22 protein-coding genes and 1 tRNA gene are annotated in these 22,671 nt (G+C 35.7%); 3 read left to right on the top strand and 20 right to left on the bottom strand.

Annotated elements, in window-relative coordinates; all coding sequences use genetic code 11:
- Window positions 1-15: 15 nt before the first annotated feature.
- From ACWPKD_RS01410 to tpx, 16 genes are all read right to left on the bottom strand, one after another.
- Window positions 16-783 carry an SDR family oxidoreductase gene (locus ACWPKD_RS01410; protein WP_455410890.1) on the bottom strand — a complete coding sequence of 256 codons (768 nt, stop codon included), beginning with the start codon at window positions 781-783 and terminating at the stop codon, window positions 16-18.
- A gap of 586 nt (window positions 784-1,369) precedes the next feature.
- Window positions 1,370-1,807 carry a PaaI family thioesterase gene (locus tag ACWPKD_RS01405; RefSeq protein WP_455410889.1) on the bottom strand — a complete coding sequence of 146 codons (438 nt, stop codon included), beginning with the start codon at window positions 1,805-1,807 and terminating at the stop codon, window positions 1,370-1,372.
- A gap of 206 nt (window positions 1,808-2,013) precedes the next feature.
- The gene (locus tag ACWPKD_RS01400) at window positions 2,014-2,229 is read right to left on the bottom strand and encodes a DUF2798 domain-containing protein (RefSeq protein ID WP_455410888.1); all 216 of its coding nucleotides are present in this window, start codon (window positions 2,227-2,229) and stop codon (window positions 2,014-2,016) included.
- Window positions 2,230-2,326: 97 nt separating this feature from the next.
- Complete coding sequence (locus ACWPKD_RS01395) at window positions 2,327-3,124, bottom strand: SDR family oxidoreductase (protein ID WP_455410887.1); 798 nt, start codon at window positions 3,122-3,124, stop codon at window positions 2,327-2,329.
- An 18-nt stretch (window positions 3,125-3,142) separates the two neighbouring features.
- Window positions 3,143-6,193, bottom strand: a complete 3,051-nt coding sequence (locus tag ACWPKD_RS01390; RefSeq protein WP_455410886.1) for an efflux RND transporter permease subunit — start codon at window positions 6,191-6,193, stop codon at window positions 3,143-3,145.
- Between the two features lie 7 nt (window positions 6,194-6,200).
- Window positions 6,201-7,244 (bottom strand): efflux RND transporter periplasmic adaptor subunit, encoded by a 1,044-nt coding sequence (locus tag ACWPKD_RS01385; protein WP_455410885.1) that lies wholly within the window; start codon window positions 7,242-7,244, stop codon window positions 6,201-6,203.
- A gap of 16 nt (window positions 7,245-7,260) precedes the next feature.
- Window positions 7,261-8,598: a TolC family protein gene (locus ACWPKD_RS01380; RefSeq protein ID WP_455410884.1), complete on the bottom strand. Its 1,338-nt coding sequence runs from the start codon at window positions 8,596-8,598 to the stop codon at window positions 7,261-7,263.
- 51 nt (window positions 8,599-8,649) lie between these two features.
- Complete coding sequence (locus ACWPKD_RS01375; protein WP_455410883.1) at window positions 8,650-9,318, bottom strand: TetR/AcrR family transcriptional regulator; 669 nt, start codon at window positions 9,316-9,318, stop codon at window positions 8,650-8,652.
- Between the two features lie 9 nt (window positions 9,319-9,327).
- Window positions 9,328-10,584, bottom strand: coding sequence for a site-specific integrase (locus ACWPKD_RS01370; RefSeq protein WP_455410882.1), 1,257 nt, complete (start codon window positions 10,582-10,584; stop codon window positions 9,328-9,330).
- Window positions 10,585-10,862: 278 nt separating this feature from the next.
- Window positions 10,863-10,947 (bottom strand) — tRNA-Ser (locus ACWPKD_RS01365).
- 145 nt (window positions 10,948-11,092) lie between these two features.
- Window positions 11,093-12,229: a 3,4-dihydroxy-2-butanone-4-phosphate synthase gene (gene ribB, locus ACWPKD_RS01360; RefSeq protein WP_455410881.1), complete on the bottom strand. Its 1,137-nt coding sequence runs from the start codon at window positions 12,227-12,229 to the stop codon at window positions 11,093-11,095.
- A gap of 11 nt (window positions 12,230-12,240) precedes the next feature.
- Window positions 12,241-13,707, bottom strand: a complete 1,467-nt coding sequence (locus ACWPKD_RS01355) for an LptF/LptG family permease (protein WP_455410880.1) — start codon at window positions 13,705-13,707, stop codon at window positions 12,241-12,243.
- A 7-nt stretch (window positions 13,708-13,714) separates the two neighbouring features.
- Window positions 13,715-14,380 (bottom strand): LolA family protein, encoded by a 666-nt coding sequence (locus tag ACWPKD_RS01350; protein WP_455410879.1) that lies wholly within the window; start codon window positions 14,378-14,380, stop codon window positions 13,715-13,717.
- 1 nt (window position 14,381) lies between these two features.
- The gene (locus tag ACWPKD_RS01345; RefSeq protein WP_455410878.1) at window positions 14,382-16,937 is read right to left on the bottom strand and encodes a DNA translocase FtsK; all 2,556 of its coding nucleotides are present in this window, start codon (window positions 16,935-16,937) and stop codon (window positions 14,382-14,384) included.
- A gap of 41 nt (window positions 16,938-16,978) precedes the next feature.
- Window positions 16,979-17,353, bottom strand: coding sequence for a diacylglycerol kinase (locus ACWPKD_RS01340; RefSeq protein ID WP_455410877.1), 375 nt, complete (start codon window positions 17,351-17,353; stop codon window positions 16,979-16,981).
- On the bottom strand, window positions 17,354-17,851 hold the full coding sequence (tpx, locus tag ACWPKD_RS01335) for a thiol peroxidase (protein ID WP_455410876.1): 498 nt from the start codon (window positions 17,849-17,851) through the stop codon (window positions 17,354-17,356).
- Between the two features lie 118 nt (window positions 17,852-17,969).
- On the opposite strand from tpx, the gene ACWPKD_RS01330 reads away from it, so the two are divergent.
- The 3 genes from ACWPKD_RS01330 (at window position 17,970) to ACWPKD_RS01320 (ending at window position 19,321) form a co-directional block, all read left to right on the top strand.
- On the top strand, window positions 17,970-18,293 hold the full coding sequence (locus ACWPKD_RS01330; RefSeq protein ID WP_455410875.1) for an ArsR/SmtB family transcription factor: 324 nt from the start codon (window positions 17,970-17,972) through the stop codon (window positions 18,291-18,293).
- A 19-nt stretch (window positions 18,294-18,312) separates the two neighbouring features.
- Window positions 18,313-18,774 (top strand): DUF6428 family protein, encoded by a 462-nt coding sequence (locus ACWPKD_RS01325; protein WP_455410874.1) that lies wholly within the window; start codon window positions 18,313-18,315, stop codon window positions 18,772-18,774.
- Between the two features lie 130 nt (window positions 18,775-18,904).
- Window positions 18,905-19,321, top strand: coding sequence for an arsenate reductase ArsC (locus tag ACWPKD_RS01320; protein ID WP_455410873.1), 417 nt, complete (start codon window positions 18,905-18,907; stop codon window positions 19,319-19,321).
- Window positions 19,322-19,365: 44 nt separating this feature from the next.
- Here ACWPKD_RS01320 and ACWPKD_RS01315 read toward each other — a convergent pair whose 3' ends face one another.
- The 4 genes from ACWPKD_RS01315 to ACWPKD_RS01300 all read right to left on the bottom strand — a co-directional run bounded on the left by ACWPKD_RS01315 (window position 19,366) and on the right by ACWPKD_RS01300 (window position 22,573).
- The gene (locus tag ACWPKD_RS01315; protein ID WP_455410872.1) at window positions 19,366-21,117 is read right to left on the bottom strand and encodes an alpha/beta fold hydrolase; all 1,752 of its coding nucleotides are present in this window, start codon (window positions 21,115-21,117) and stop codon (window positions 19,366-19,368) included.
- A gap of 157 nt (window positions 21,118-21,274) precedes the next feature.
- Window positions 21,275-21,532 (bottom strand): DUF6952 family protein, encoded by a 258-nt coding sequence (locus ACWPKD_RS01310; RefSeq protein ID WP_455410871.1) that lies wholly within the window; start codon window positions 21,530-21,532, stop codon window positions 21,275-21,277.
- A gap of 1 nt (window position 21,533) precedes the next feature.
- Window positions 21,534-21,842 carry a thioredoxin family protein gene (locus ACWPKD_RS01305; RefSeq protein ID WP_455410870.1) on the bottom strand — a complete coding sequence of 103 codons (309 nt, stop codon included), beginning with the start codon at window positions 21,840-21,842 and terminating at the stop codon, window positions 21,534-21,536.
- Window positions 21,843-21,937: 95 nt separating this feature from the next.
- Complete coding sequence (locus ACWPKD_RS01300; protein WP_455410869.1) at window positions 21,938-22,573, bottom strand: redoxin domain-containing protein; 636 nt, start codon at window positions 22,571-22,573, stop codon at window positions 21,938-21,940.
- Window positions 22,574-22,671: the final 98 nt, after the last annotated feature.

The raw sequence follows: 22,671 nt of genomic DNA, 5'->3' as shown, positions 1-22,671 counted from the left end.
GAAGAAAAAATGTGTTTACGATTGCAGTTGGTTGGCATTTCCCGCCGGATTCACTAATCTGTATGCTATTTTAGGAAACAGACGATTGGACAGATAAACCAATTTGGCGATGCCGACACGTATAGTAAAACGGTTGTTTTTTATGCCGGAAATCAATGCTTTTACCAATTTTTCCGGAGAAATTCCTTTTGTCTCAACATGTTCTGTCATACTTGTTGCCACCACAGGTGGTACTAGCTCAAACACTTTAACTTTACTGCCAAGGATTTTTAAATGATCTCTCAATGACACTGTATAAAAACGCATGGCAGCTTTGCTGGCAGAGTAGGTTGGACCAAGATTTAATGGTACATAACTTAAGAGCGAAGAGGTATTTATAATGGCGCCTTCTTTCCTTGATTTCAACATATCAATGAACAGGTTGTTCAGGCGGATCACACCAAGGTAGTTGATGTCCATTTCATTCTTAGCAAATTCAAAATGTTTATCATTGGATATTCCCAGGTTCTGCGGTCCGCTCATAACACCAGCATTATTGTAAAGTATATCAATTCCCCCAAGCTCCTTAATCTTATTAAAAAGTAACTGTGCATCATCTGCGTTGGCTACATCACTTTTTATAGCAGTTAATGCAGGATATAATTTTTGGGCTTCGTCCAATTTCTGCTGGTTCCTTCCGGTGATGATCACTTTTGCACCATTAGCTAAAAATTGTTTTGCAGCTTCCAGACCGATACCTCCAGTACCGCCTGTAATAAGTATTGTTTTTCCTTTTAATTCCATGATTTTATTTTTTGAATATTATAAGTTGTTTGATAATGCTTCATTTAAGTTTTGCTTTACGCTTCATCTTTAATTGCATATTGACAAAACAAAGTTAGCATGACCTGATGCCAACATTTTAATCCAAAAGGAGGAACGTCTGACACAAAATGACGTGTATTTATCTGATTTCTCCCCATCAATTCTTTTACATATATGGGGCTTTTTATGTTTTTGACATCTACATAAGCTACTTTATTTGATTATCAATCTCTACTTCAATAAAGTTTAACTGTTCATTTAACTTAGTTAATTGTAGGATTACTTTATCATTCAATTTGTATATGAAAAAGAAAACATATTAATAAATGATATGAATTTAGTGATAATACCAAATTTTAAATATTGAGATATTGATTTTAAAGCGATTAAGTGCAAAATCTCAAGTATTTCACAGCTTTATTTAATAGTTACATAAAACTGAAATGCAGTGAAAATAACTACAATAATTGTCAATATTACAATCCAATTTTCCTTTATAATTTTAATTATTCTATACATGACATTCAAGTTTAATGGTAATCAATAAGTTGTATACAAAATGTGTCTACATGTTTATCTTCATTTCACTTATCACTAGATTTGATGTAGCGGAAGCAATAATTCCTTTAGAACTAAACATATTTGCTTTTACATTGATTACAGATTTCCCTTTTTTAATAACATTTGTTTTCACTATTACAGTATCTCCTTCTTTCACTGCACTAAAAAATTCAACATTTAGGTTAATGGTTGGAAAGAAATTATCTGTGCCTAAAATCATAAAATTTACACCGATACAATCGTCAAACATTCCGCAAATAACACCACCGTGAAGCGTTCCTGCCGGATTAGTCATCTCTTTTCTTACCTCAAATTGAAATTCAACTGAATTTTCATCAACAGAAATCACCGTACCATTTAGCCATTTGGCGAATGGGGACGGGCTTCCTGAAAATGGTTTTCCAATGAAACTTTGAAGTAGCCGAAGTCTTTTATTTTCCATCTTATTTTGATTTATTGATTTAAAAATTCTTATACTGTTTTTTCAAAATCTTCGTGATTTTGAAATATTGAACCACTTGCTATTACTTAGACCAATTGACTTGATTTTTCTACTATGATTTCACTTCTTGTTATTCGATTATCTATTTCTAAATTTCCAAAAAGTTAATTGTTCATTTAGTATAGAAAATAGTTGATTGACTTTTTTTATTCATTACTAAACATTCTATCTACTAATTTTTGAATTATTGGACCAATAATTAAAATAACTGGTATCACCATCAAATAAGCTAGAAGCCATGATTTAAACCATATTTTTAAAAAAATGTCTGAGAAACCAATGTTTAGAGCAATAAGTGCGAAAGAAATAATACCAGTTGTGAAAATGCCCATTAAGAGAGCAAAAGCTATTTTCTGTTTCATTTAATTGTATTTTTTAATGAATTATATATTTGTGAAATTGATGTTGCTATCTTGCTAAAAAGTAGTAAAAAAATATTTTCAACTTTTTTAAATTCTTTTATTTTGCGGTTTTTACACTTTTATGTATTGCATTTTCAAACATAGAATAGGCATAATTATTAAGGAATAAAATCATCCCTGCCATTTTTCCAACAAGGTTGCGGAATTTTGGATTCTTTGTATTAATGATTTTTATAATTGCATTCACTATTATAGATGGATCATTTCCTTCTGCCAAACTATTTTTGATGTATTTATTTACTTGTTCCTTATACTGTTCATATTCTGCAATATTTCCACTTGCCGAAATCATATTAGAACCAATATTTGTTTTCGCCCACATAGGCTGAACCATACTTACTTTTACATTGAATTGACTTACCTCAAAACGCAATGATTTAAAGTATCCCTCCAAGGCGTGTTTTGATGCAGCGTAAACAGAATTATTAGGTAAACCAATCAATCCCATAATTGAGCTAACGGTAATAATTTGTCCACTTTTTTGTTTTCTAAAATGTGGCAATAAAGCGTTTGTTACATTTATTGTTCCCCAAAAATTTGTATCAAATTGTTTCTTTGCAATTTCTGTTGGTGTTTCTTCCGCAATTCCATTAAGCATATAACCTGCACAGTTTACTAAAACATCTAATGTGCTGGAAGTTTCAAAAAGCTTTTTGGTGAATTGGTTGATAGAAGTTTCATTTTCAATATCCAAAGTCAGCATTTTAAAAGGAGTTTGTATTTTTTCAGGGTTTCGACTTGTACCAATTACATTATATCCTTGTTCATGTAATTTGTTTGCCAACATCAAGCCAAAGCCTGATGATGCCCCTGTTATTAAAATTGTTTTTTTCATTATAAAGTTTTTTTACGATTATTCTTTTTCTAAACTGGGCGGAATCAATTTATACATTACTGGTGTTACAATTCTTGCCAAAATTGTTGAACTTATCAACCCACCAATTAATACAATCGCCAAGGGAGATATTTGAGGATTGGGATTTACTGCCAGCGGAATCAAACCACAGATGGCTGTCACTGATGTTAAAACTACTGGAAGAAAACGAGTTTCACCAGCAATAGCAATAGCTTCGTCAATAGATTTACCTTCTTGTCTTAACTGATTAGTAAAATCAACCAAAAGAAGGGAGTTTTTGACTTGAATTCCCGACAATCCAATGAAGCCGATAATAGAAACCAATGACATTGGATTTCCTGATGCAATTAAGAATACTACACCTCCAAGAACACCTAACGGAATGATGGACATTACAATGATGATTCCTTTAAATGTTTTGAATTGTAGTAATAAAACAGCGATGAATAAAAACGTACTCAATATAATTACAGCAAGAAAATTACCTCCTAATGAATCACCTTCCGATTCTTTTTCTCCAGATAGTTTGTAATAATATCCTTTTGGCATTTCAAGTTTATCCAGTTTTGGTATAATGGATACCAACAAATCATTGGCTAAATACCCCTCTTTTGTCATCGCACTGACTTTCGAAAAGCGTGATTTATTAAAGTGATTTATGGCTGTAGGCGCTGTTTCAAAAGATATTGTTGCAATTTGATTTAGAGCAATTGGTGTTCCCTGAACATTGTTTACATATAAATTTTTTAGTGCATCAAGATTTGAAAATTTATCCCTTGGTAACGTAATGGTCACGTTTCTAGCATCACCACGGTCATCTATATAATCTCCTACTGTTAAACCCGCAACAGCCAGACGAATTACTTTGTCAATTTCACTCGTTAGTACTCCTAATGTTCTTGCTTTTTCTTTATTTATTTTTACTTTAACATCCGTTTTATAGGTGTTTAACTCGTTGTTGATGTAAACGGTTCCTTTCTCATTTCGTAAAATAGTTTCTACTTGAGAAGACAGCTTGCGTAACACTTTCTGGTCTTCGCCAAATAATCGTACTACGATGTTGGCTTCCAATGGTGGTCCTTGTTCAAAGTCTTTTACTTCAACTTTAGCATAAGGCATTGTTGTAAATTTTTCGCGCAATTCAAGTATCAGTTTAGTTTTTTCTGAAGGTTTTGCTTCTTCTTCCAATTGCACGAAAATTTGAGCAAAATCAGATTTTCTGTCCTGAGGGTGTACGTTGTAGTAAATTTGAGGATTTCCGTGTCCAATGTTTGAGGTGAAATACACAATTTCTTTATGTTTTTTTAACTCGTCTTCTACAATTTTTGTTACCCTGTCACTTTCCGAAATACTGGCTTGAAGCGGCATTTTTATATTAATAAGAAACATTGGTTTTTCCGAAGTTGGGAATAACTTAAATCCGGCTACCGAAAACAGACCAAAAGCGATTACACTTAAAAATATTGAAATGGCTATCGTAGTTCTTGGAAATTTCAATGCTTTTGGCATAATATCTCTATATGCTCTGGTAAGAAATTTTTGCAAATACTGAAGGAAAATATTCCCTTCACCGTGTTCGTGTGTTTTTAAAAATCGGCTTCCCAAAAACGGAACCAATGTTAAAGCCACAAGCATAGAAGCCAATACACTGGTGATTACCGCCATAGGTAAACTTCTGATAAATTCACCTGCCATATCTGGTAGAAAAGCTAATGGTAAAAAAGCTATAACCAAAGTGGCTGTAGTACCGACAACAGCAATACCAATTTGCTTTGTACCTTTTAAAACGGCATCCATTTTAGAATGTCCTTCACGAAGCCAGCGTTCAATATTTTCTACTACGACAATACTGTCATCTACTAGTAATCCTAAGGCAACGACCAATCCCACAATACTTAGTTGGTTTAAAGAATAGCCTAAAGCATTCATTGCAATTAAACCCAAAGCCAATGATAAAGGAATAGAAATCATTACAATAAGTGAGGCTCTTCCGCCCAAAGGAACCAAAGTAATTACAACCAAAAGAATGGCCAAAGCAAAATCAAAACCTAAATGGCCTAAACGACTTGACACCATATCGGCTTGGTCAAAGTTTTTTATTAGTTTGATGTTAGCAGGTAAGTCTTTAGAAAACGCATCTACTATCGGTAAATATTCTTTCTGAACATTACTAATGTTTACATTGTCTTTCATTCCCGCAGTAACTAAAACGCAACGGTGTCCATTAATTCTTGTAATATGATTTACTACTTCTGATTTATAATTTACATCAGCTACATCTTTTAGATAGATGATTTTTCCATTAGCATTATAAACAACCGTATTGGCTACATCATCGGCATTTTTGAATTTACCGCTGGTTTTTACATTGAATACTTTAGAATCCAAATCAATACTTCCGCCGGGAATATCAGCAGCTTCACTTTGTAAACTACCCATTACTACATTTAATGGAATTCTTAATTGTGCCAATTTTTCTAAATTCAAATCCACTCGGATTTCCTGCTCTGGAATACCGCTGTATTTTACATCTTTAAGATTGGTTATTTTTTCAATTTTTGCTTTTAGTCTATCCGCTTCATCACGTAATTTCTTGTCAGATGCGTTTTCGGAAACCAAAGCTACCTGAAGAATTTTTACATCTGAAGACGAAATTTTTTCCGTTTTGATTTGATAAATATCTTTTGGTAATTCACTGCTTTTAAGAGCGTTCATTTCGGTAGAGATTTCCTGATATTTATTATCAACATCAACTCCGTATTTGAACTTTACCTGAAAAGCGGCTACACCATCTTCTACAGTTGTTAGTATTTTTTCGATGTTTTCTAAGCCGTAAATCTTATTCTCAATAGGTTTTACAACTTGTTCCTCCATATCCTTCGGACTTGTGCCGGGATAAATAACCGTAATCAAATATTGTGGTGGATGCGTTGATGGATCTTCTGCACGTGGCATCGTGAATAATGTAAGAACACCTACTACAGCGACTAACAGCGCTAGAATCAGTGTGAACTGATAATTCTTAACTGAAAAATTTGTTATCTTCATGACGTTGTTATTTAATTATTTTGATAGTAGATTGTTCGTTTAAATAAGCGCTGTTAGAAATAACTATTTGATCCGTTTTTTGAAGACCATCTTTTATGAATACTCTGTTATTTTCAAATTTATTTATCGTAACAGGTTGTCTTTTTACCTTGTTGTTTTCAACGATAAATACAAAGGCTTTGTTTCCGTCAGCTTCTATAAGTGAATTGTAAGGAATTACGATAAAATCTTGTGCTTTCTCAGTTTGTATATCTGCTTTCCCAAACATACCTACGGCTGGTTTGATATTTCCCATTTTGAGTTTCAATTCTATCTGAAAAGAGCCTAAGGCAGCATCAGCAGATTGAGATTTTCTAAATACAGTTGCTTCAAAATTCTTTTCTGGATAGCCATCAAGTTTTACGATAGCTTTCTGACCTGTTTTTACAGATGCCCATTCTTGGTCTGTTACTCCAATTTTTAGCAAATAATTATTGTTTTGGCTCGTTTCATTTATCGCTAGAACAGGAGAACCAGCACCAACAATTTCTCCTACATTGGCTATTTTTCTTGCTACAAAACCATCAGCAGTTGCAAATATTTTTGCGTAACGAGCATTGAAAGCCACAGCATCTTTCTGTTTTTTAGCAATGTCAAGACCTGTTTTCGTATTTTGTAATTGTTCTAAAGTATAAACACTGTCTTTATACAGATTTAAGGCACGTGTATAATCACGCTCGTATTTTTTTACATTTAAATCGGTTTGATTTAATCCTGCACCGATTTCTGTTTCATCTAAAGTTGCTAAGAGTTGCCCTTTTTTGAAAAACTGACCTTCTTCTACAAAAATATGGCTAACAACTCCACCTATTTTGAAAGCGTAATTGGCTTCGTTTTCAGTTGTCACTAAACCAGAGGCACTAATATCGCTTGTTAGTGCTAAAGATTCAACTGTCGCTGTTTTAATTGAAATAACATCTGTAGTCTCTAATGTGTTATGCTCTTTTTTTTCTTCTTTACAAGCATAAAAAATAGGGAAGACTAAAAGGCATATTGCTATTGATTTTTTCATTTTTTTCATTTTTTCGTTAATTAAAATTAAAAGTTGCGTTTGCTCTCTCTAATTCCGCATAGGCTATCCACGAATTATAAAGAGATATATTAGTATTTAATTGAGCATTTACCCACTGATTTTGTGCGTCTAAAAGTTCGATGTAAATGGCTTGACCTTCTTTATATAACTTGGTTATGTCCTCATTATATTTTTTAGCTGAAGCTTTTTGGTTTTTATCAGCATTGAACTGTTCCAGTGCAGATTTCAGGTTGTTTTGTGAAACCTGAAATTGAAGCAATAATTGTTGTTTCACATTATCTATTTGGGAACTTATTTTTTTATTATCTTCTTCAACTTGTCTAAGTCTATATTTGTTTTTGTTCCCTGAAAAAATGTTCCATTCCAGACCAAGACCGGCAAAGTAGTATCTTGATTGTTTATTAACTTCAAAATCAAAATCCTGAAAACCTAAATCTGCAAAACCACTTAATTTAGGAAACCAATAAGATTGTGTTAACTTACTCACATTACCATTTAGCTCTTTAGCTATACCTAGTTGCGAAAGTTCTTCTCTGTTTTGAGTATTCTCATTGACCATTACATTAGGTAGCAACTCATTTTGAGAGTCAACTTCTATTTCAGTATCGAGTTTTTGATTGAGTAAGAAATTGAAATATGATTTTGCATTATTACTTAGTTGCTTAGCAGTTTCGAGGTTTGCTTCTATACGAATTACTTCATTATCACCTCGTAAAACTGCTGTACGGTTTATTTTGTCGTTTTTAAACAGCGATTGGTTAACTCTTTGATTTTCCTTCACCAATTTTAAAGCATCCTCATAAATTTTGACACCTTCAATTGATTGCAGGTATTTGTAGTATGCAATTTTTATTTCCTTTACTAGCTCTCTTTTGTAAATTTCGAGTTCAATCTTTTGCAAGGAATTTTGTTGCGTCTTAATTCTTTTGTTATAAATGATTTCAAAATTCAGCAATGGCATTGTTGTGTGAATTTTGGCATCATAAAAATTATCAGGGTTAATTAGAACTGACTGATTTTGTAAAGTTGGAAAAGAATTTGAATTTGTTATTTGATTTAATGTATTGTAAACTGGGTTTAATAAATCCCCAATTGGAATATCTATAGTTCTTCCTCCTTCAGCTTTTGTATAATTCGCATTCAAAGAAACTGTTGGATAAAATAGGGAACGAGCTTCTTTTAAAGCATATACACTCTTGTTAATGTCAAAGTTATGTTGCTTGATAACTTCGTTAGTGGTTAATCCTATTTGGATATAATTGTCAAGTTTGCTTTGTGAATATCCTAAATATCCAAGGCAAATCATTAGCAGTGTTATTACATTTTTTTTCATATATACATTGTTTACTTATTGAACATTGTTCAAAATATTGAACAAAAAAAATTACATTTTATCTATTATTTTTAAATACTCATTGTATCCGTCAAACAGAATAGTGTCAGGATTAGTGAATTTTACGCCTGTGATTCTCTGACGAATTTGGAGACAGCACATACCGTGAACTAAACTCCAAACCATGAAAGAAAGGGGTTCTACATTGTGTCCTACAAAATGCCCTTTATCGATGCAGTCCTTAATTGTTTTCTTAACGTGACCGAATGTTACTGCTCCTTCGTCCCAATCGTCATTATTAGAGTTTTCCAAAAATTCCATAGGTGCTTTAACATTAAACATCAAATCGTACATTTCTTGATTTTCTAAGGCAAATTTAATATATATAAAGCCCATTTTTCTCAATCTTTCCATTGGATCTTCGATTGAAAACAATTCCTGAAAATGCCCTCCCAATTCTTGAAAACCAATGGAATGTAAATCATGTAAAATTGCATTTTTATCCTTGAAATAAACATAAACAGTTCCTACACTATAATCAATTTCATCAGCTATATTTCTTATGGTTGTTTGTTCAATCCCTTTTTCCAAAAAAAGTTTTTTTGCTCCTTTTAGAATAAGCGTTCTCAATGCTTCTTTTTCTCTTGCTTTTCTATCTGCTACACTCATAACTGTTATTTTCTTTTGCAAATGTATGTATTTTTTTTGAACAACGTTCATTTTTTTTAATTATTTTGCTTTTCTATCTAAAAAAGTTGAATTTAAAGAGTTTGAATAGAGTAATTTATCTCTTAAAACCTGCATGTCTTCACTCACTTTTCTATCTAAAACTTTTGCATAATGCTGTGTGGTTCTCAAATTTTTATGTCCTAACATTTTGCTTACGCTTTCAATTGGAACACCATTTGTTAAAGTTACAGTTGTTGCAAAAGTATGTCTGGCAATATGAAAGGTCAATTCTTTATCTATTTTACAAATTCCCGCAATTTCTTTTAAATAAGCATTCATTTTTTGATTTGACAGAATTGGAAGTAGTTTGTCTTCACCAACACATTGAGGATGATTTTCATATTTGTCAATTATTATTTGGGTAACTGGTAGAATTGGAATTTTTGAAGCGCTCTCCGTTTTTTGACGATGTGTGAAAATCCATTTATCACCATCAATTCCAATGCTTATATGGGATTTTGTCAAGTTTTTGACATCGATGTATGCTAGACCTGTAAAACAGCTAAAAAGAAATATATCACGAACAAGCGAAAGTCTATCGTTTTTTAAATCCTTTTCGATAATATTCTGAACTTCTTCTTCAGTCAAATAAACACGTTCAACTTCTTTAACTTTTGCCTTATAGTTTGCAAATGGGTTTTTCACTAACCAATCATTGGCCAAACAGATTTTAATTATTTTACTAAAGTTCTTAATGTATTTTACAGCGGTATTATTAGAGCAATTTCTAACGCTTCTCAAATAGAATTCGTAATCAGATATGAAGGCATGATTAATTTTCGTAATTTCTATATCAGATACATTGTATTTCCATTGCAAAAATTCAATTGTATGCTTTAAAGAGGTAGTATAACGCTCTAACGTTCCAGGAGCGTATTCTTTACCAACCAGTTCTTTTATTTTGTTGTTATGATCTTGAAAGATTGGGACAAGCATTCGTTGTTTTTCTTCCGAACCAAAAAGTAATTCTTTAAAATTCTCAATACTCAGCTGTTGATTTTTATGTATAAGTTCCATTTGAATATCCAGCACTTTGGATTTTATTAAATCAAGGTAACTATTTATTGAACGGGCTTCTTCTGTAGTACCCTTCATTTTACACGCTTCCGATAACCATCGGGTAGGGTCAATAAATTTTTTGGTACTAAATTCTGTTCTTATTCCATTTACTGTTAAACGGACATAAATTGGAAATTGCCCTTTGGCATTAACCTTTGTGGATTTTGCATAGAAATGCAGGTTTACTTTCGCTTTCATTTTACTGACTGATTAATTATTTATCAATTTAAATTCCTAATCCAAGCCAAACAAGATGTTTACTGAGTGAACAAGCTATAACTTTACAATCGTAAACCCCCTGTTTGCAAGGGTTAAGGGATTTTAGCGAGACCCTAGATTTCTAGATTTTTCTAGGGTCTCGATTTAGTCCCTTTAGCGATAAGATTCGATGAATAATTTGGTATATGAGCAAAAGCAAAAAACCCCGTAAATCATAAGATTTACGGGGTTTTGACACCATTTAGGATTTTTTTCAGCGGAGAAAGAGGGATTCGAACCCCCGGACCTGTTACAGTCAACAGTTTTCAAGACTGCCGCAATCGACCACTCTGCCATTTCTCCAATAAATCGCCTTACTTCCGTAATGCGAGTGCAAATATAGAAAGCTTTTTCATATCTGCAAACCTTTTTTTTACAAAAAACAGAAATAAAATTCAATCTGTTTTTAACTGTTTCATTTCGTTTGAATTAGAAAGAAATATTTTTTCTAATAATTTACGTATTCTACTATTTCCAACCCGTAACCAATCATTCCAACACGTTTTCCCTGATCGGTATTACTTACCAGTTTTATTTTGGAAATATCCAAATCGTGTAAAATCTGGGCTCCAATACCGAAATCTTTACTGTCGATAACAATTTTAGGGGCTTTCATGACACCTTGCGCCTGCAATGCGCGTAATTCCGAAACCCTGTTCAGCAAACTTACCGACTGCATATCCTGATTAACAAAAATCACGGCACCTTTCCCCTGCTCATTGATTACCTTAAACATGTCGTCAAGCTGTTTGTCAACATTATTGGTTAACGTACCCAACAAATCATTGTTTACCTGTGAAGAATTGATTCTGGTTAAAACAGCATCACCCAAATTCCAGGTTCCTTTGGTTAAAGCAATATGAACTTGTTTGTTCGTAGTTTGTTCGTAGGCTCTTAAACGGAAGGTTCCGAAACGGGTTTCAATATCAAAATCTTCTTTTTTAACGATCAGACTGTCGTGCTGCATTCTGTAGGCTACCAAATCTTCAATGGAAACCAATTTCAGATCAAATTTCTTAGCCACTTCCACCAACTGCGGTAATCGCGCCATGGAACCGTCTTCATTCATGATTTCCACAATTACACCAGCCGGTTTAAACCCTGCCAGTCTAGCAAAATCTATTGCTGCTTCAGTATGCCCTGTTCTTCTTAAAACACCACCTTGCTTGGCAATCAAAGGGAAAATATGCCCCGGACGCGCCAAATCATGAGGTTTCGTATCCGGATCTATTAAGGCCTGAACTGTTTTTGCTCTGTCCGATGCAGAAATCCCCGTGGTTACGCCATGTCCTCTCAAATCGACGGAAACCGTAAAAGCTGTTTCCATATGATCAGTATTGTTGGCAACCATTGCTTTTAAATCAAGTTCCTTGCAACGGCTTTCGGTAAGCGGTGTACATATAAGCCCGCGTCCGTGTGTAGCCATGAAATTAATCATTTCCGGAGTGATTTTCTCAGCCGCAGCTAAAAAGTCACCTTCATTCTCTCTGTCTTCGTCATCCACCACAATAATCACTTTCCCCTGGCGAATGTCTTCAATCGCCTCCTCAATTGTGTTTAACTGGATTTTTTCTGTAGTTAGCATTTTAGTTGGTATTATTCGTTGTCGTTGTTGTCTTCTTCGTTTCCGTTAAAAAACCTTTTGTATAATTTTTGAAAAGGATCGGTTATCCAATCAAAGTTAATCATCACTCCGATATCATTTGTAGCCCTATACGTCAGCATCACGGCTAACGGTGTCAGTATCATAGAGGAAAGCCAGGTTCCCAAATAGGGCGGTATACCGTTTTCCTGAGCCACTTTTTTACCGAAAGTATTAATGAAGTGGAAGGATATGAAAATCAGTACTGCAAATACAATCGGCAAACCTAAGCCACCTTTTCGGATAATGGCTCCAAGTGGCGCTCCGATGAAAAACATAAGCAGGCAGGAAAAAGCAATCATAAATTTATCATGGAATGCGATTAAATGCTTGTTGATATTTTTTTGCTTGTTGAATAAATCGTCTTTGTTGGTCTGAATGGAAAAATCCGTACTGGAAATATTGTTTCTGGCCATTTCCAGAATTTTACCTTTATCATCCAGTGAAAAATTGTCCAAAACTTCGCCTTTATCTGCTTTTACCTCTGAATTCCGGTCAAAATCAGATTCTTTTTTAGGCTTCAGCGTAAATTCAATTCCCTGTGAAATATTATCGGAGAACGACATTACGTCTTTTTTGTAATTCTGACGAAGCGAATCAATGGTAAAATTCAGCTCATTGATATTAAGCATCGTATTAGTATTGGCAATTTCACCTTCTTCTTCTCCCTGATTCAGGTTTGAAAGATCGATATTTATGGTATATTTTTTAAAAAAAGCTTTTGTAAAAGGCAATCTTTCACGCTCATTATAAGCTTTTGGCATGATGTCTTCGTAATAATATCCATCCAAAAGATCCAGTTTCAGGATACTTGAACTGTTATCGCTTTTCAGGACTCCTTTTTTTGCTTTTATGACGGTTTTATTACCGTAACCCTGATTCGATTTAACGTGCATGGTTACACCGTCCAGAAACTCACCGTTATCCCCTGATTTTTTATCTACTTTGATATTGGAATTCCCGATGGTATTGAACTGCCCTTCAGCAATGGCCATGGCGGGCTTTGTCTGCAAAATATCTTTCCTCAAATTGATAAACTTGTATTCTGCTCTGGGAATCACATTATTAGCAAAGAAAAAAGCAATAAAACTCAAAGAAACAATAAAAATCGTAAGCACTTTCATAGCTCTTTGCAAAGAAATACCGGCAGATTTCATCGCTGCGAATTCATAGTTTTCGGCAAAACTTCCGAAAGTCATGATGGACGCCAGCAAAACCGAAAGCGGTAATACCAGAGGAACCAGCCTTGGCATTGAAAACGTAAGAAACTTCAGGATGGTTATAAAGTCCAGGTTCTTACCGGCCAGCTCGGAGATAAAAAGCCATACCGTTTGCAATATGAATATAAAAAAAAGGATTACGAATACCGAGGTAAACGTAATCAAAAAGGATTTTAAAATATAACGGTCTAAAATTTTCACCCGAAATCTAGTCTAAATTATTGATGTAATAATTGGGATATTTACTTTGGGTAAAGGTAAAATGATTTTTTGAAATAGGCTGATTCGTTTTAAAAGAATTAACAGTGATGGTTGTTTTCGAGCCATTCTTGCCCACTTCTATCAAATTATAGATATTTTTCGTCTGAGCATCAATGCCTAACAGAATTTCTTTTCTGTTATCTTTGACACTTAAAGGCGTAAGTTTCACATATTGGATCTGTCTTCCTTTTACGTTTTGAAGGATGTCCCAGGAATATTTAAACCCGGAATTGAAAAAAGTAAGCATTTTTGCCGGTGTAATAGCATCCGCATCGTTATCATCGTGTTTGGAAACGGTGATTTCCTCATCTTCCGGAACGATGGTGTAATTTTTCTTACCGTCAAAGATTTTGGTCACGCCCATCAGGTTCAAAACATACTGATTGCCTTTCATGGTAACATTCCCTTTACTTTCCTGATTGGTATTCTGACGCAGGTTTTGCATCGAATAACTGAAATTGATCTGGATATTATCGTAACTTTTCACTTTAGCGGTTACCTGATCCAACAATTCTTTAGCTTTCTGCGCGTTTTGGGCATTGGACGTAAATCCGAATAAAAGTGCCGAAAAAACCAGTATTATTTTTATATATCCCGTGATAATCGATTTCATTTTACATGTTGTTTTGTTCGTTAGCGAAAAAATGTTCCAGAGCTACCAAGTCAGGAATATTCACGCTTCTCGCCTTACTGCCTTCAAACGGGCCTACTATTCCCGCCGCTTCCAACTGATCAATCAATCTTCCGGCGCGGTTGTAACCCAATTTCAACTTACGTTGCAGTAATGAAGCCGATCCTTGTTGTGCCGTAACGATGATTTCGGCAGCTTCCCTGAACATGGAATCTCTTTCTGAGATATCTATATCAAGACTTATGCCACTTTCTTCACCCACGTATTCCGGCAACATATAGGCATTCGGATAGGCTTTTTGCGAACCAATATAATCCGTAATTTTTTCCACTTCAGGCGTATCCACAAAGGCACATTGCACACGGACCAAATCGTTTCCTTGTGTGTACAGCAAATCTCCGCGGCCAATCAGCTGATCGGCACCTCCGGTATCCAAAATGGTTCTTGAATCGATTTTTGACGTTACGCGGAAAGCAATTCTCGCAGGGAAATTCGCCTTAATCATACCCGTAATTACGTTAACCGACGGACGCTGTGTAGCAATGATCAAATGGATTCCGATGGCACGCGCTAACTGGGCCAAACGTGCGATTGGTGTTTCCACTTCTTTACCGGCAGTCATGATTAAATCGGCAAATTCGTCCACTACCAAAACGATGTACGGTAAAAATCGGTGGCCGTTTTCCGGATTTAATTTACGCTGTTTGAACTTCTCGTTATATTCCTTAATGTTACGCACCATCGCGTCTTTCAGCAAAGAATAACGATCGTCCATTTCAATACAAAGTGAATTCAGCGTATTGATTACTTTGGTATTATCCGTAATGATTGCATCACCATTATCCGGAAGTTTTGCTAAATAATGTCTTTCTATTTTATTGAAAAGTGTCAATTCCACTTTCTTCGGATCCACCAATACGAATTTAACCTCAGCAGGATGCTTTTTATACAATAACGAGGTTAACACCGCATTCAAACCTACCGATTTACCTTGTCCGGTTGCCCCTGCCATCAGTAAGTGCGGCATTTTAGCCAAATCCACCACAAAAGTTTCGTTGGAAATGGTTTTTCCTAAAGCAATCGGAAGCTCCATTTCAGCCGTCTGGAATTTCGGAGAAGCAATAACGCTCTTCATCGAAACCATAGTCGGATTATTGTTCGGCACCTCGATACCAATGGTTCCTTTCCCCGGAATCGGCGCAATGATACGGATTCCCAATGCCGCTAACGAAAGTGCGATATCGTCTTCAAGGTTTTTAATTTTTGAAATACGGATACCGGCTTCCGGCACGATTTCATATAAAGTTACCGTTGGTCCTACTGTCGCTTTAATCTGAGAAATACCGATGTTGTAATTCTTTAAGGTATCGACGATTCGGTTTTTATTTTCCTCTAATTCCGCCTGATTGATAGTAATGCCGCCTGAAGAATATTCTTTAAGCAATTCAATCGACGGAAACTGATAATTTGAAAGTTCCAGAGTTGGGTCGAATTCACCGAAATCCTGAACCAGTCTTGCCGCCAGGTTTTCTTCAACAGTAGCTTCTTCTTCTATCTTTTCAATGGTGAAACTGTCATCATCGGTATGGATAATTTCAGATTTTGGTGCTTCGTTAACCGGGGAAATCATGTTTTCCGTTGGAATGGTAACCGGAGGCGTAACCACCGGAGGAACCGGAACTGTTTTAAGTGTGATTTCAGACGGATTGCTGATAGTCGGCTTTAAAGCTTCTTTGTTTACTTCAAAAGTAGACGGATTCGTGGTTTTCAGTTCGATGTTGGACAGAATCTCATCGTCTTCGGCATCATTAAAATCCAGAGACGGGTTGGAATTGATGATTTCTTCCTCTTCCACTTCAATTTCATCCACAGCAGGAATAGGCTGCATCACTGTATTTTCAACGATTTCATCGCCTGTATTTAACTCTTCGGTAAAAGCTTTGCTTCGGTTTTCAAAAAAGTTTTTAATGCCTTCTGTGGAAACTTTAATCTTCAGGATCAGGTAAACGATCAATCCGAAAAGCAACACTAAAAAGGTCCCCACTTTCCCGATATAGTCCTGCACAAAAAGATTCATTTCATAGCCGATAACACCGCCCAACTGCGGAATATAATCCCAGAAGAACCCTAAAAGCACTGAAATCAGGGTCATGGCAAACAAATCCCAGAAGAAAGTATTTTTAAGTTTAGCCAGCGATATGTCTACAAGCATATAAGCTCCTGCTAAAAAGAAAAGGCGTACAAAAAGAAAAGAAGCAGCTCCGAAACCTTTGTACAAAAAGAAATCAGACAACAAGGCGCCGAGTTTCCCAAGCCAGTTATAGGTTTTCTCGCTTCTGTCTGTAAATGACGTTAACGAACTCTGATCGTAGTCACCATATATGTAATAAGAAACAAAGGAAAGCAACAACGCTACGGAAAACAAAACCAGTAAAGCTCCGAAAAGAACTTTATGACGTCTTGAAAAAAGCGGTTTCTTTTCTCCGGGAACTTTATTTTCCCTTGAATCTGCAGTATCTTTTTTAGTTGCCTTTGCCATTAACGAATCTCTTTTATACAAAAATAACAATCTGATTGGAATTAGATAATTCTAGGCAGATAAATTATCGCCCCGATTGCAATAGCAGACAACGCTGCAAAAAATACAGCTCCGGCCGCAATATCTTTAATAAATCCTATACGTTCGTGGTAATCCGGATGGATAAAATCGGCGATTTTTTCTACGGCAGTGTTCAAACCTTCAATACTAAGCACCAAACCGAACACCAATATCTGAAACATCCATTCCGTAGCGGTAATGTTAAAATAAAAACCTGCAACGGTCATCAGTACTGCCAAAGACGACTGGACCATTACGCTGTGTTCCGTAGTGATCAGTTTTACAGCACCACGCACTGCAAAACCAATACTTTTAAGTCTTCCGGTAAAAAATGTGTTATCTTTATTCAATTCCATTTAAAGTACAGCTAAAGCGTTTTCGTAATTTGGTTCATCAGCAATTTCCTCCACCTGTTCTGCATGTGTAACCATGCCGTTTTCATCCAATACGATTACTGCTCTGGAATGCAGGCCTTTCAAAGCTCCGTCTGTTATAGTCAAACCATAATCGTTTCCGAAAGAAGCATCTCTGAAATCCGAAAGATTAATTACGTTTTCCAATCCTTCTGCACCACAAAAACGATTCATAGCAAACGGTAAATCACGGGAAATACAAAGCACTTTCGTATTAGCCAAAGCGCTTGCTTTTTCATTGAATTTTCGAACAGAAGTCGCACAGGTACTAGTGTCAATACTTGGAAAAATATTCAATACAAGCTTGCTTCCTTTAAAATCTTCTAAGGATACAGTAGACAAATCTGTTTTTACCAATGAAAAGTCTTTAGCTTTTGAACCAATCTGTGGAATTGAACCTATAGTGTTTACGGGATTTCCCTTTAATGTAATCTTTGCCATTTCTTTAAATTTTTGAAAGCATCAAAAGTAAGGAATTTAAATGAATATAATTTTTTTGTCAAAAAGCTTTTTCAGTAAATTGTTTTATCGTAATATTGCAATATATAAATATAAAATCATGGGAGCTTCAAAAGCAGATTTTTTTTCTGAAGAACAAAACGAAATCGCTTCATTGTTTAAAGCTATTTCGCATCCGGCACGCATCGCTATCATTGAATACTTACTAAAAGTAGACAGTTGCATTTGCGGTGATATCGTTAATGAATTACCGCTGGCCCAGCCTACGGTTTCCCAGCATCTTACAGCACTAAAAAACGCAAACATTATCAAAGGAAACATAGAAGGAACCTCCATTTGCTACTGCCTTAATAACGAAACCATAAAAAAAATGGAAAAGTATTTTTCAGGTATTTCAAGTGATTTGACTACCAAATGTTGCTAACAATTTAAAACATACTATTATGAACCTATCAACCATCAAGGAAGTATTAGAAACTGCTGAGACAGTTAGCTTCCAGTTGCCTGACGGAACTTTTGTACCGGAGCACTTCCATGTGACAGAAGTGGGCGAAATCACAAAAAACTTTATTGATTGTGGCGGAACCGTCCGAAAAGAAACTACGGTGAGCTTTCAATTATGGGATGCCAATGATTTCGACCATCGTTTAAAACCGCAAAAACTGAAACATATCATTGAGTTATCTGAGAAGATCTTGAGCATCGGAAATCATGAAATCGAAGTGGAATACCAATCCGACACCATTGGAAAATACGATTTGGATTTTAACGGACAAAACTTTGTACTGGTTTCCAAAAATACAGCCTGTTTAGCCAGCGATAATTGCGGCAATCCAAAGGAAAAGAAAAATTTAAGTGATTTACAAACCACCGCTTGTTGCGCGCCAAATTCCTCATGTTGCTAATATGAAAGATTTTATCATTAAATACAAAAAGCCAATTATCATTACAGCATCAGTTATCCTACTGCAAGCTATTTTCGGGTTCGATCCTAAATTCTGCATTATTAACATGATCTGGTTACTTGTTTAATTTATGAAGAAAAACGTATTAGTACTTTGCACCGGCAACAGTTGCAGAAGCCAGATTGCCGAAGGATATCTGCGTCATTTTGCTGATGAAAAAGCCGTTATTTACAGCGCTGGTGTAGAAACCCACGGTGTAAATCCAAAGGCAATCGCCATCATGAAAGAAGACGGGATCGACATCTCAAATCATACTTCAAACAACATTGATGAATACCATGGAATTCCGTTTGACTACGTGATAACGGTTTGTGACAATGCCAAAGAGCGATGTCCATTCTTTCCAAGTAAAGCCATAAAGTTTCACTACAATTTTCCTGATCCGGCCAAAGCCACGGGAACAGAAGAAGAAATCCTGCAGGAGTTCAGAGCTGTCCGTGAAGAAATCAAAGCATATTGCAAAAAGTTTGTTGCCGAAAATTTATAAAAAAAGCTCTCGATTAGGAGAGCTTTTCTATTTTGTTGCTATTCTTATTCTTTAATCACTTTTATCGTCTGTTGCTGTCCTTGATTATCAAGCGTAATCAAATAAACACCATTCGAAAATCCAGACATATCAATACGGTTGGAAGAAGATACACTGTCAAACTTCACTTCCTGCAACAACTGTCCTAACATCGAGTAAACCGAGGCCTTTGACAAACTGATGTTCTCAAGGTACAGCACATCTTTCACAGGATTCGGGTAAAAACGGAACGCTGAAACAGGAGTTTCCGAAGTACTCAAAGTCGTAGCCAAAGAGAACTGGTAAGGTGTCTGATAATTGGTATTCGTCGGACTCGTGCTCGTTACTTTCAGAAAATAATTTCCAGGCGTTAAGGTTCTGGTAAAAGCAAGTGTGGTACCTGTATTGTTTTGAGCCGTACCTACTGCCGCTCCTGAACCGTCAAGCAAAGTCGCATTCATAGCACTGGTAACAATACCGCTCATCATAACATTTAAATTCACATTATCCGTAACGGTGAACTTGTAATAATCATTATCAGGATTGGAGGAATTGGCCTGAACCGTAGTATATCCGAAGTAATTTTTATTGGTATTGATTTCATAGGCCAGTTCTTTAAAATTCGGTTCGTCAAGCCCTTGCATGATCTGATAATAATAGCCCGGCAATTCCGTATGGTTCTCAATTAAATCCCAGCCGGAATTGAAATAAAATATTTTAGCGGGATACGTTAAAGCAGGGAAATAAGTATTCATGTTTGAAGACGGCTCTTCCACTACCCCATCTGTAGTAATATTGGTGCCGAAAGTATTGGTTATCCTTCCGATTACATTGGAAAAATCAATTAGATTATCAATTGGTTTCTGATTTAAACCCTGAACCACATCGCCGGCAACTCCATTACAGTTAACATCCAGATTGTAAAAATCCGGAGATAATGAATTATCGTTCATACTTACAGCATTCAGCACTTCATTTCCGCCGAAGAGGAATTTTCCGCCATCACCACTGTAATAGTAGGTTGTTTTCAAATCCCTTACCGCTTCCGACTGCCTGTCCACACTTGTAAAAACAGCAATTGGGTTATCGCTGGCATTACTGCCTCCATGCGGTGTTCCAACGGTTAATAGTTTTGCCACATGATGACGGTTATCCGCCTGCCAGTTTGTTGTATTTTGAATGTATTCTCTTGAACACAATCCGCCCATACTGTGCCCTACTAGGATCACTTTGTCTTTTCCGGTAAGCTGCAATACGCGTTCTACGGCTTTTTTTAAAGCAGCTCCCTGTTTAGCTATTGCCGATTGATTACTCAAAACGTTAGTTCCGAAGGAGCCGTCCACTTTCACATCAAAATTTACAAGATAATAGTCTCCGTTAATTACAGATGATTCAAAAGCAGCAATGTCGGCACCCGGTGCTGGATAGAAGTTTTTATTGGCTGTGGTATTGTTTCCGTTTGCATTCAGACAGAAATCGAATCTTCCGCCAAAGGTAAACCCGTATTGGCTGTCAAAATAGTTTAAACTGCTGTTCCAGGTTTCGGAATTGGAATTCAGCCCGTGAATAAAAATTATAGGATAAGGCAGTTTACTTTCAAAAACTCGGGAAGTGTTTTCCTGAATGGCCCGTAACGGAATTACTGAATCGTTTTTGTAAGCATACAATTCAAATTCTCTCGGTCGCGGTTTGTATTGAAAGGTTACGTCGTCCTGCGCGGATGCAGTAGTATAGATTAGGAACGACAAAAGAAATGCACTAATTGTAATTTTACACATAAGCATACTTTTTAAGATTGGGTATTGCTAATGTATAAAGAATTTGTTAAATTATTATGAATGCATAGTAAATTTTTTAAAAATATTGCACGAAAAAGAATAAAAAAAGCCTTCATATCCGAAATACAAAGGCTTGAGTACTGGTAAGAAGGTTATTTTATTTGTCTATCGAACCTAAAACACGCTGCATAAACGCATTAAGTGCTTCTTTTTTATCGGTTCCTTCTTTTACCATCTTATGAACTTCCAAAGCACCATACATATTGGAGATCAATTCACCAATAATATCCAGCTCTTCGTCTTTCAGGGACGGAACTTCGGTTAAAGCTTCAAGGACTTCAATAGTTTCCACGATATAATCCTGATCGTTTTCTTCAATGAATTGCGTCAGGTGTTTGATTACCGGTAATTTCATATTAAGCGATTTCGTTTACCAAATCCGTTAAAACTTCCGCTTTATTGGTTTGGGTTTCGTTTACCAGTTCTCCGTTCACAAAAGTGGCGAAAGTCGGTAAGTTGGAAACGTTAGCCAGTTTTCTTGATTCCGGAGAAAGTTCCGCATCCACCAAAACAAAGGTCAGGTTTTCCATTTCGGAAGCCAACTTCTTGAATTTCGGTTTCATAATTCGGCAGTTTCCGCACCATGACGCTGAAAACTGTACCACTACTTTTTCATTGGTTGCAACCAATTCCTGCAATTTATCTTCGTTTAACTCTATTAACATGAGGCTAATGATTTTGAGATTAAAAAGAAATTCCAAACTTCAGGCTCATTACTAAAACGAATCCTGTCATTTGGAATTTATAGGTGTTTTATAAATTAGTTTTTGCTCAAATATGCAGCAGTACTCAATCTGTCAGCGTTCATTGCTTCTTTTCCGTTTTCCCAGTTCGCAGGACAAACTTCTCCTTTAGTCTGAACGTGTGTGTAAGCATCGATCAAACGAAGGTACTCGTTTACGTTTCTTCCTAATGGCATGTCGTTTACGCTTTCGTGGAAGATTTTACCGGTTTCGTCAATTAAGTAAGTAGCTCTGTAAGGAACGTTTGATCCTTCGATCATATAATCACCCATTTCTTCGTTGAATACTTCTTCAGCATCTAAAATCCCTAAAGTTGAAGCAAGATTTCTTGTAGTATCAGCCAATAAAGGATAAGTAACACCTTCGATTCCACCGTTGTTTTTAGGAGTGTTCAACCAAGCGAAGTGTACTTCGTTAGTATCACAAGAAGCACCGATTACCACTGTATTTCTGTTGTTGAAATCCGGTAAAGCTGCCTGGAATGCATGTAATTCCGTAGGACAAACGAAAGTAAAATCTTTCGGGTACCAGAATAATAATACTTTTTTATTGTTTTTTACCGCTTCTTCCAAAACGTTGATTCTTAAGTTATCACCCATTTCAGAGATAGCATCTACTGTGATGTTCGGGAATTTTTTTCCTACTAATGACATAATTTATATGATTTAAAGATTATTAATTTTTAACGAGGCAAAAATAGAAATTAGAAAACATCCTTTCTATTAAGTCTGATTATAATTTTTTATTTCAT

This window comes from Flavobacterium pedocola, assembly GCF_053764385.1.
Note: the sequence above shows the minus strand (reverse complement) of the source record. Positions and strands in the feature narration are given on the sequence as shown.

Bases quoted from the DNA above. Each gene is read 5' to 3' on its own strand.
- ACWPKD_RS01410 (WP_455410890.1), bottom strand. From the start codon at position 783: ATGGAATTAAAAGGAAAAACAATACTTATTACAGGCGGTACTGGAGGT.
- ACWPKD_RS01405 (WP_455410889.1), bottom strand. From the start codon at position 1,807: ATGGAAAATAAAAGACTTCGGCTACTTCAAAGTTTCATTGGAAAACCA.
- ACWPKD_RS01400 (WP_455410888.1), bottom strand. From the start codon at position 2,229: ATGAAACAGAAAATAGCTTTTGCTCTCTTAATGGGCATTTTCACAACT.
- ACWPKD_RS01395 (WP_455410887.1), bottom strand. From the start codon at position 3,124: ATGAAAAAAACAATTTTAATAACAGGGGCATCATCAGGCTTTGGCTTG.
- ACWPKD_RS01390 (WP_455410886.1), bottom strand. From the start codon at position 6,193: ATGAAGATAACAAATTTTTCAGTTAAGAATTATCAGTTCACACTGATT.
- ACWPKD_RS01385 (WP_455410885.1), bottom strand. From the start codon at position 7,244: ATGAAAAAATCAATAGCAATATGCCTTTTAGTCTTCCCTATTTTTTAT.
- ACWPKD_RS01380 (WP_455410884.1), bottom strand. From the start codon at position 8,598: ATGAAAAAAAATGTAATAACACTGCTAATGATTTGCCTTGGATATTTA.
- ACWPKD_RS01375 (WP_455410883.1), bottom strand. From the start codon at position 9,318: ATGAACGTTGTTCAAAAAAAATACATACATTTGCAAAAGAAAATAACA.
- ACWPKD_RS01370 (WP_455410882.1), bottom strand. From the start codon at position 10,584: ATGAAAGCGAAAGTAAACCTGCATTTCTATGCAAAATCCACAAAGGTT.
- ribB (WP_455410881.1), bottom strand. From the start codon at position 12,229: ATGCTAACTACAGAAAAAATCCAGTTAAACACAATTGAGGAGGCGATT.
- ACWPKD_RS01350 (WP_455410879.1), bottom strand. From the start codon at position 14,380: ATGAAATCGATTATCACGGGATATATAAAAATAATACTGGTTTTTTCG.
- ACWPKD_RS01345 (WP_455410878.1), bottom strand. From the start codon at position 16,937: ATGGCAAAGGCAACTAAAAAAGATACTGCAGATTCAAGGGAAAATAAA.
- ACWPKD_RS01340 (WP_455410877.1), bottom strand. From the start codon at position 17,353: ATGGAATTGAATAAAGATAACACATTTTTTACCGGAAGACTTAAAAGT.
- tpx (WP_455410876.1), bottom strand. From the start codon at position 17,851: ATGGCAAAGATTACATTAAAGGGAAATCCCGTAAACACTATAGGTTCA.
- ACWPKD_RS01330 (WP_455410875.1), top strand. From the start codon at position 17,970: ATGGGAGCTTCAAAAGCAGATTTTTTTTCTGAAGAACAAAACGAAATC.
- ACWPKD_RS01325 (WP_455410874.1), top strand. From the start codon at position 18,313: ATGAACCTATCAACCATCAAGGAAGTATTAGAAACTGCTGAGACAGTT.
- ACWPKD_RS01320 (WP_455410873.1), top strand. From the start codon at position 18,905: ATGAAGAAAAACGTATTAGTACTTTGCACCGGCAACAGTTGCAGAAGC.
- ACWPKD_RS01315 (WP_455410872.1), bottom strand. From the start codon at position 21,117: ATGTGTAAAATTACAATTAGTGCATTTCTTTTGTCGTTCCTAATCTAT.
- ACWPKD_RS01310 (WP_455410871.1), bottom strand. From the start codon at position 21,532: ATGAAATTACCGGTAATCAAACACCTGACGCAATTCATTGAAGAAAAC.
- ACWPKD_RS01305 (WP_455410870.1), bottom strand. From the start codon at position 21,842: ATGTTAATAGAGTTAAACGAAGATAAATTGCAGGAATTGGTTGCAACC.
- ACWPKD_RS01300 (WP_455410869.1), bottom strand. From the start codon at position 22,573: ATGTCATTAGTAGGAAAAAAATTCCCGAACATCACAGTAGATGCTATC.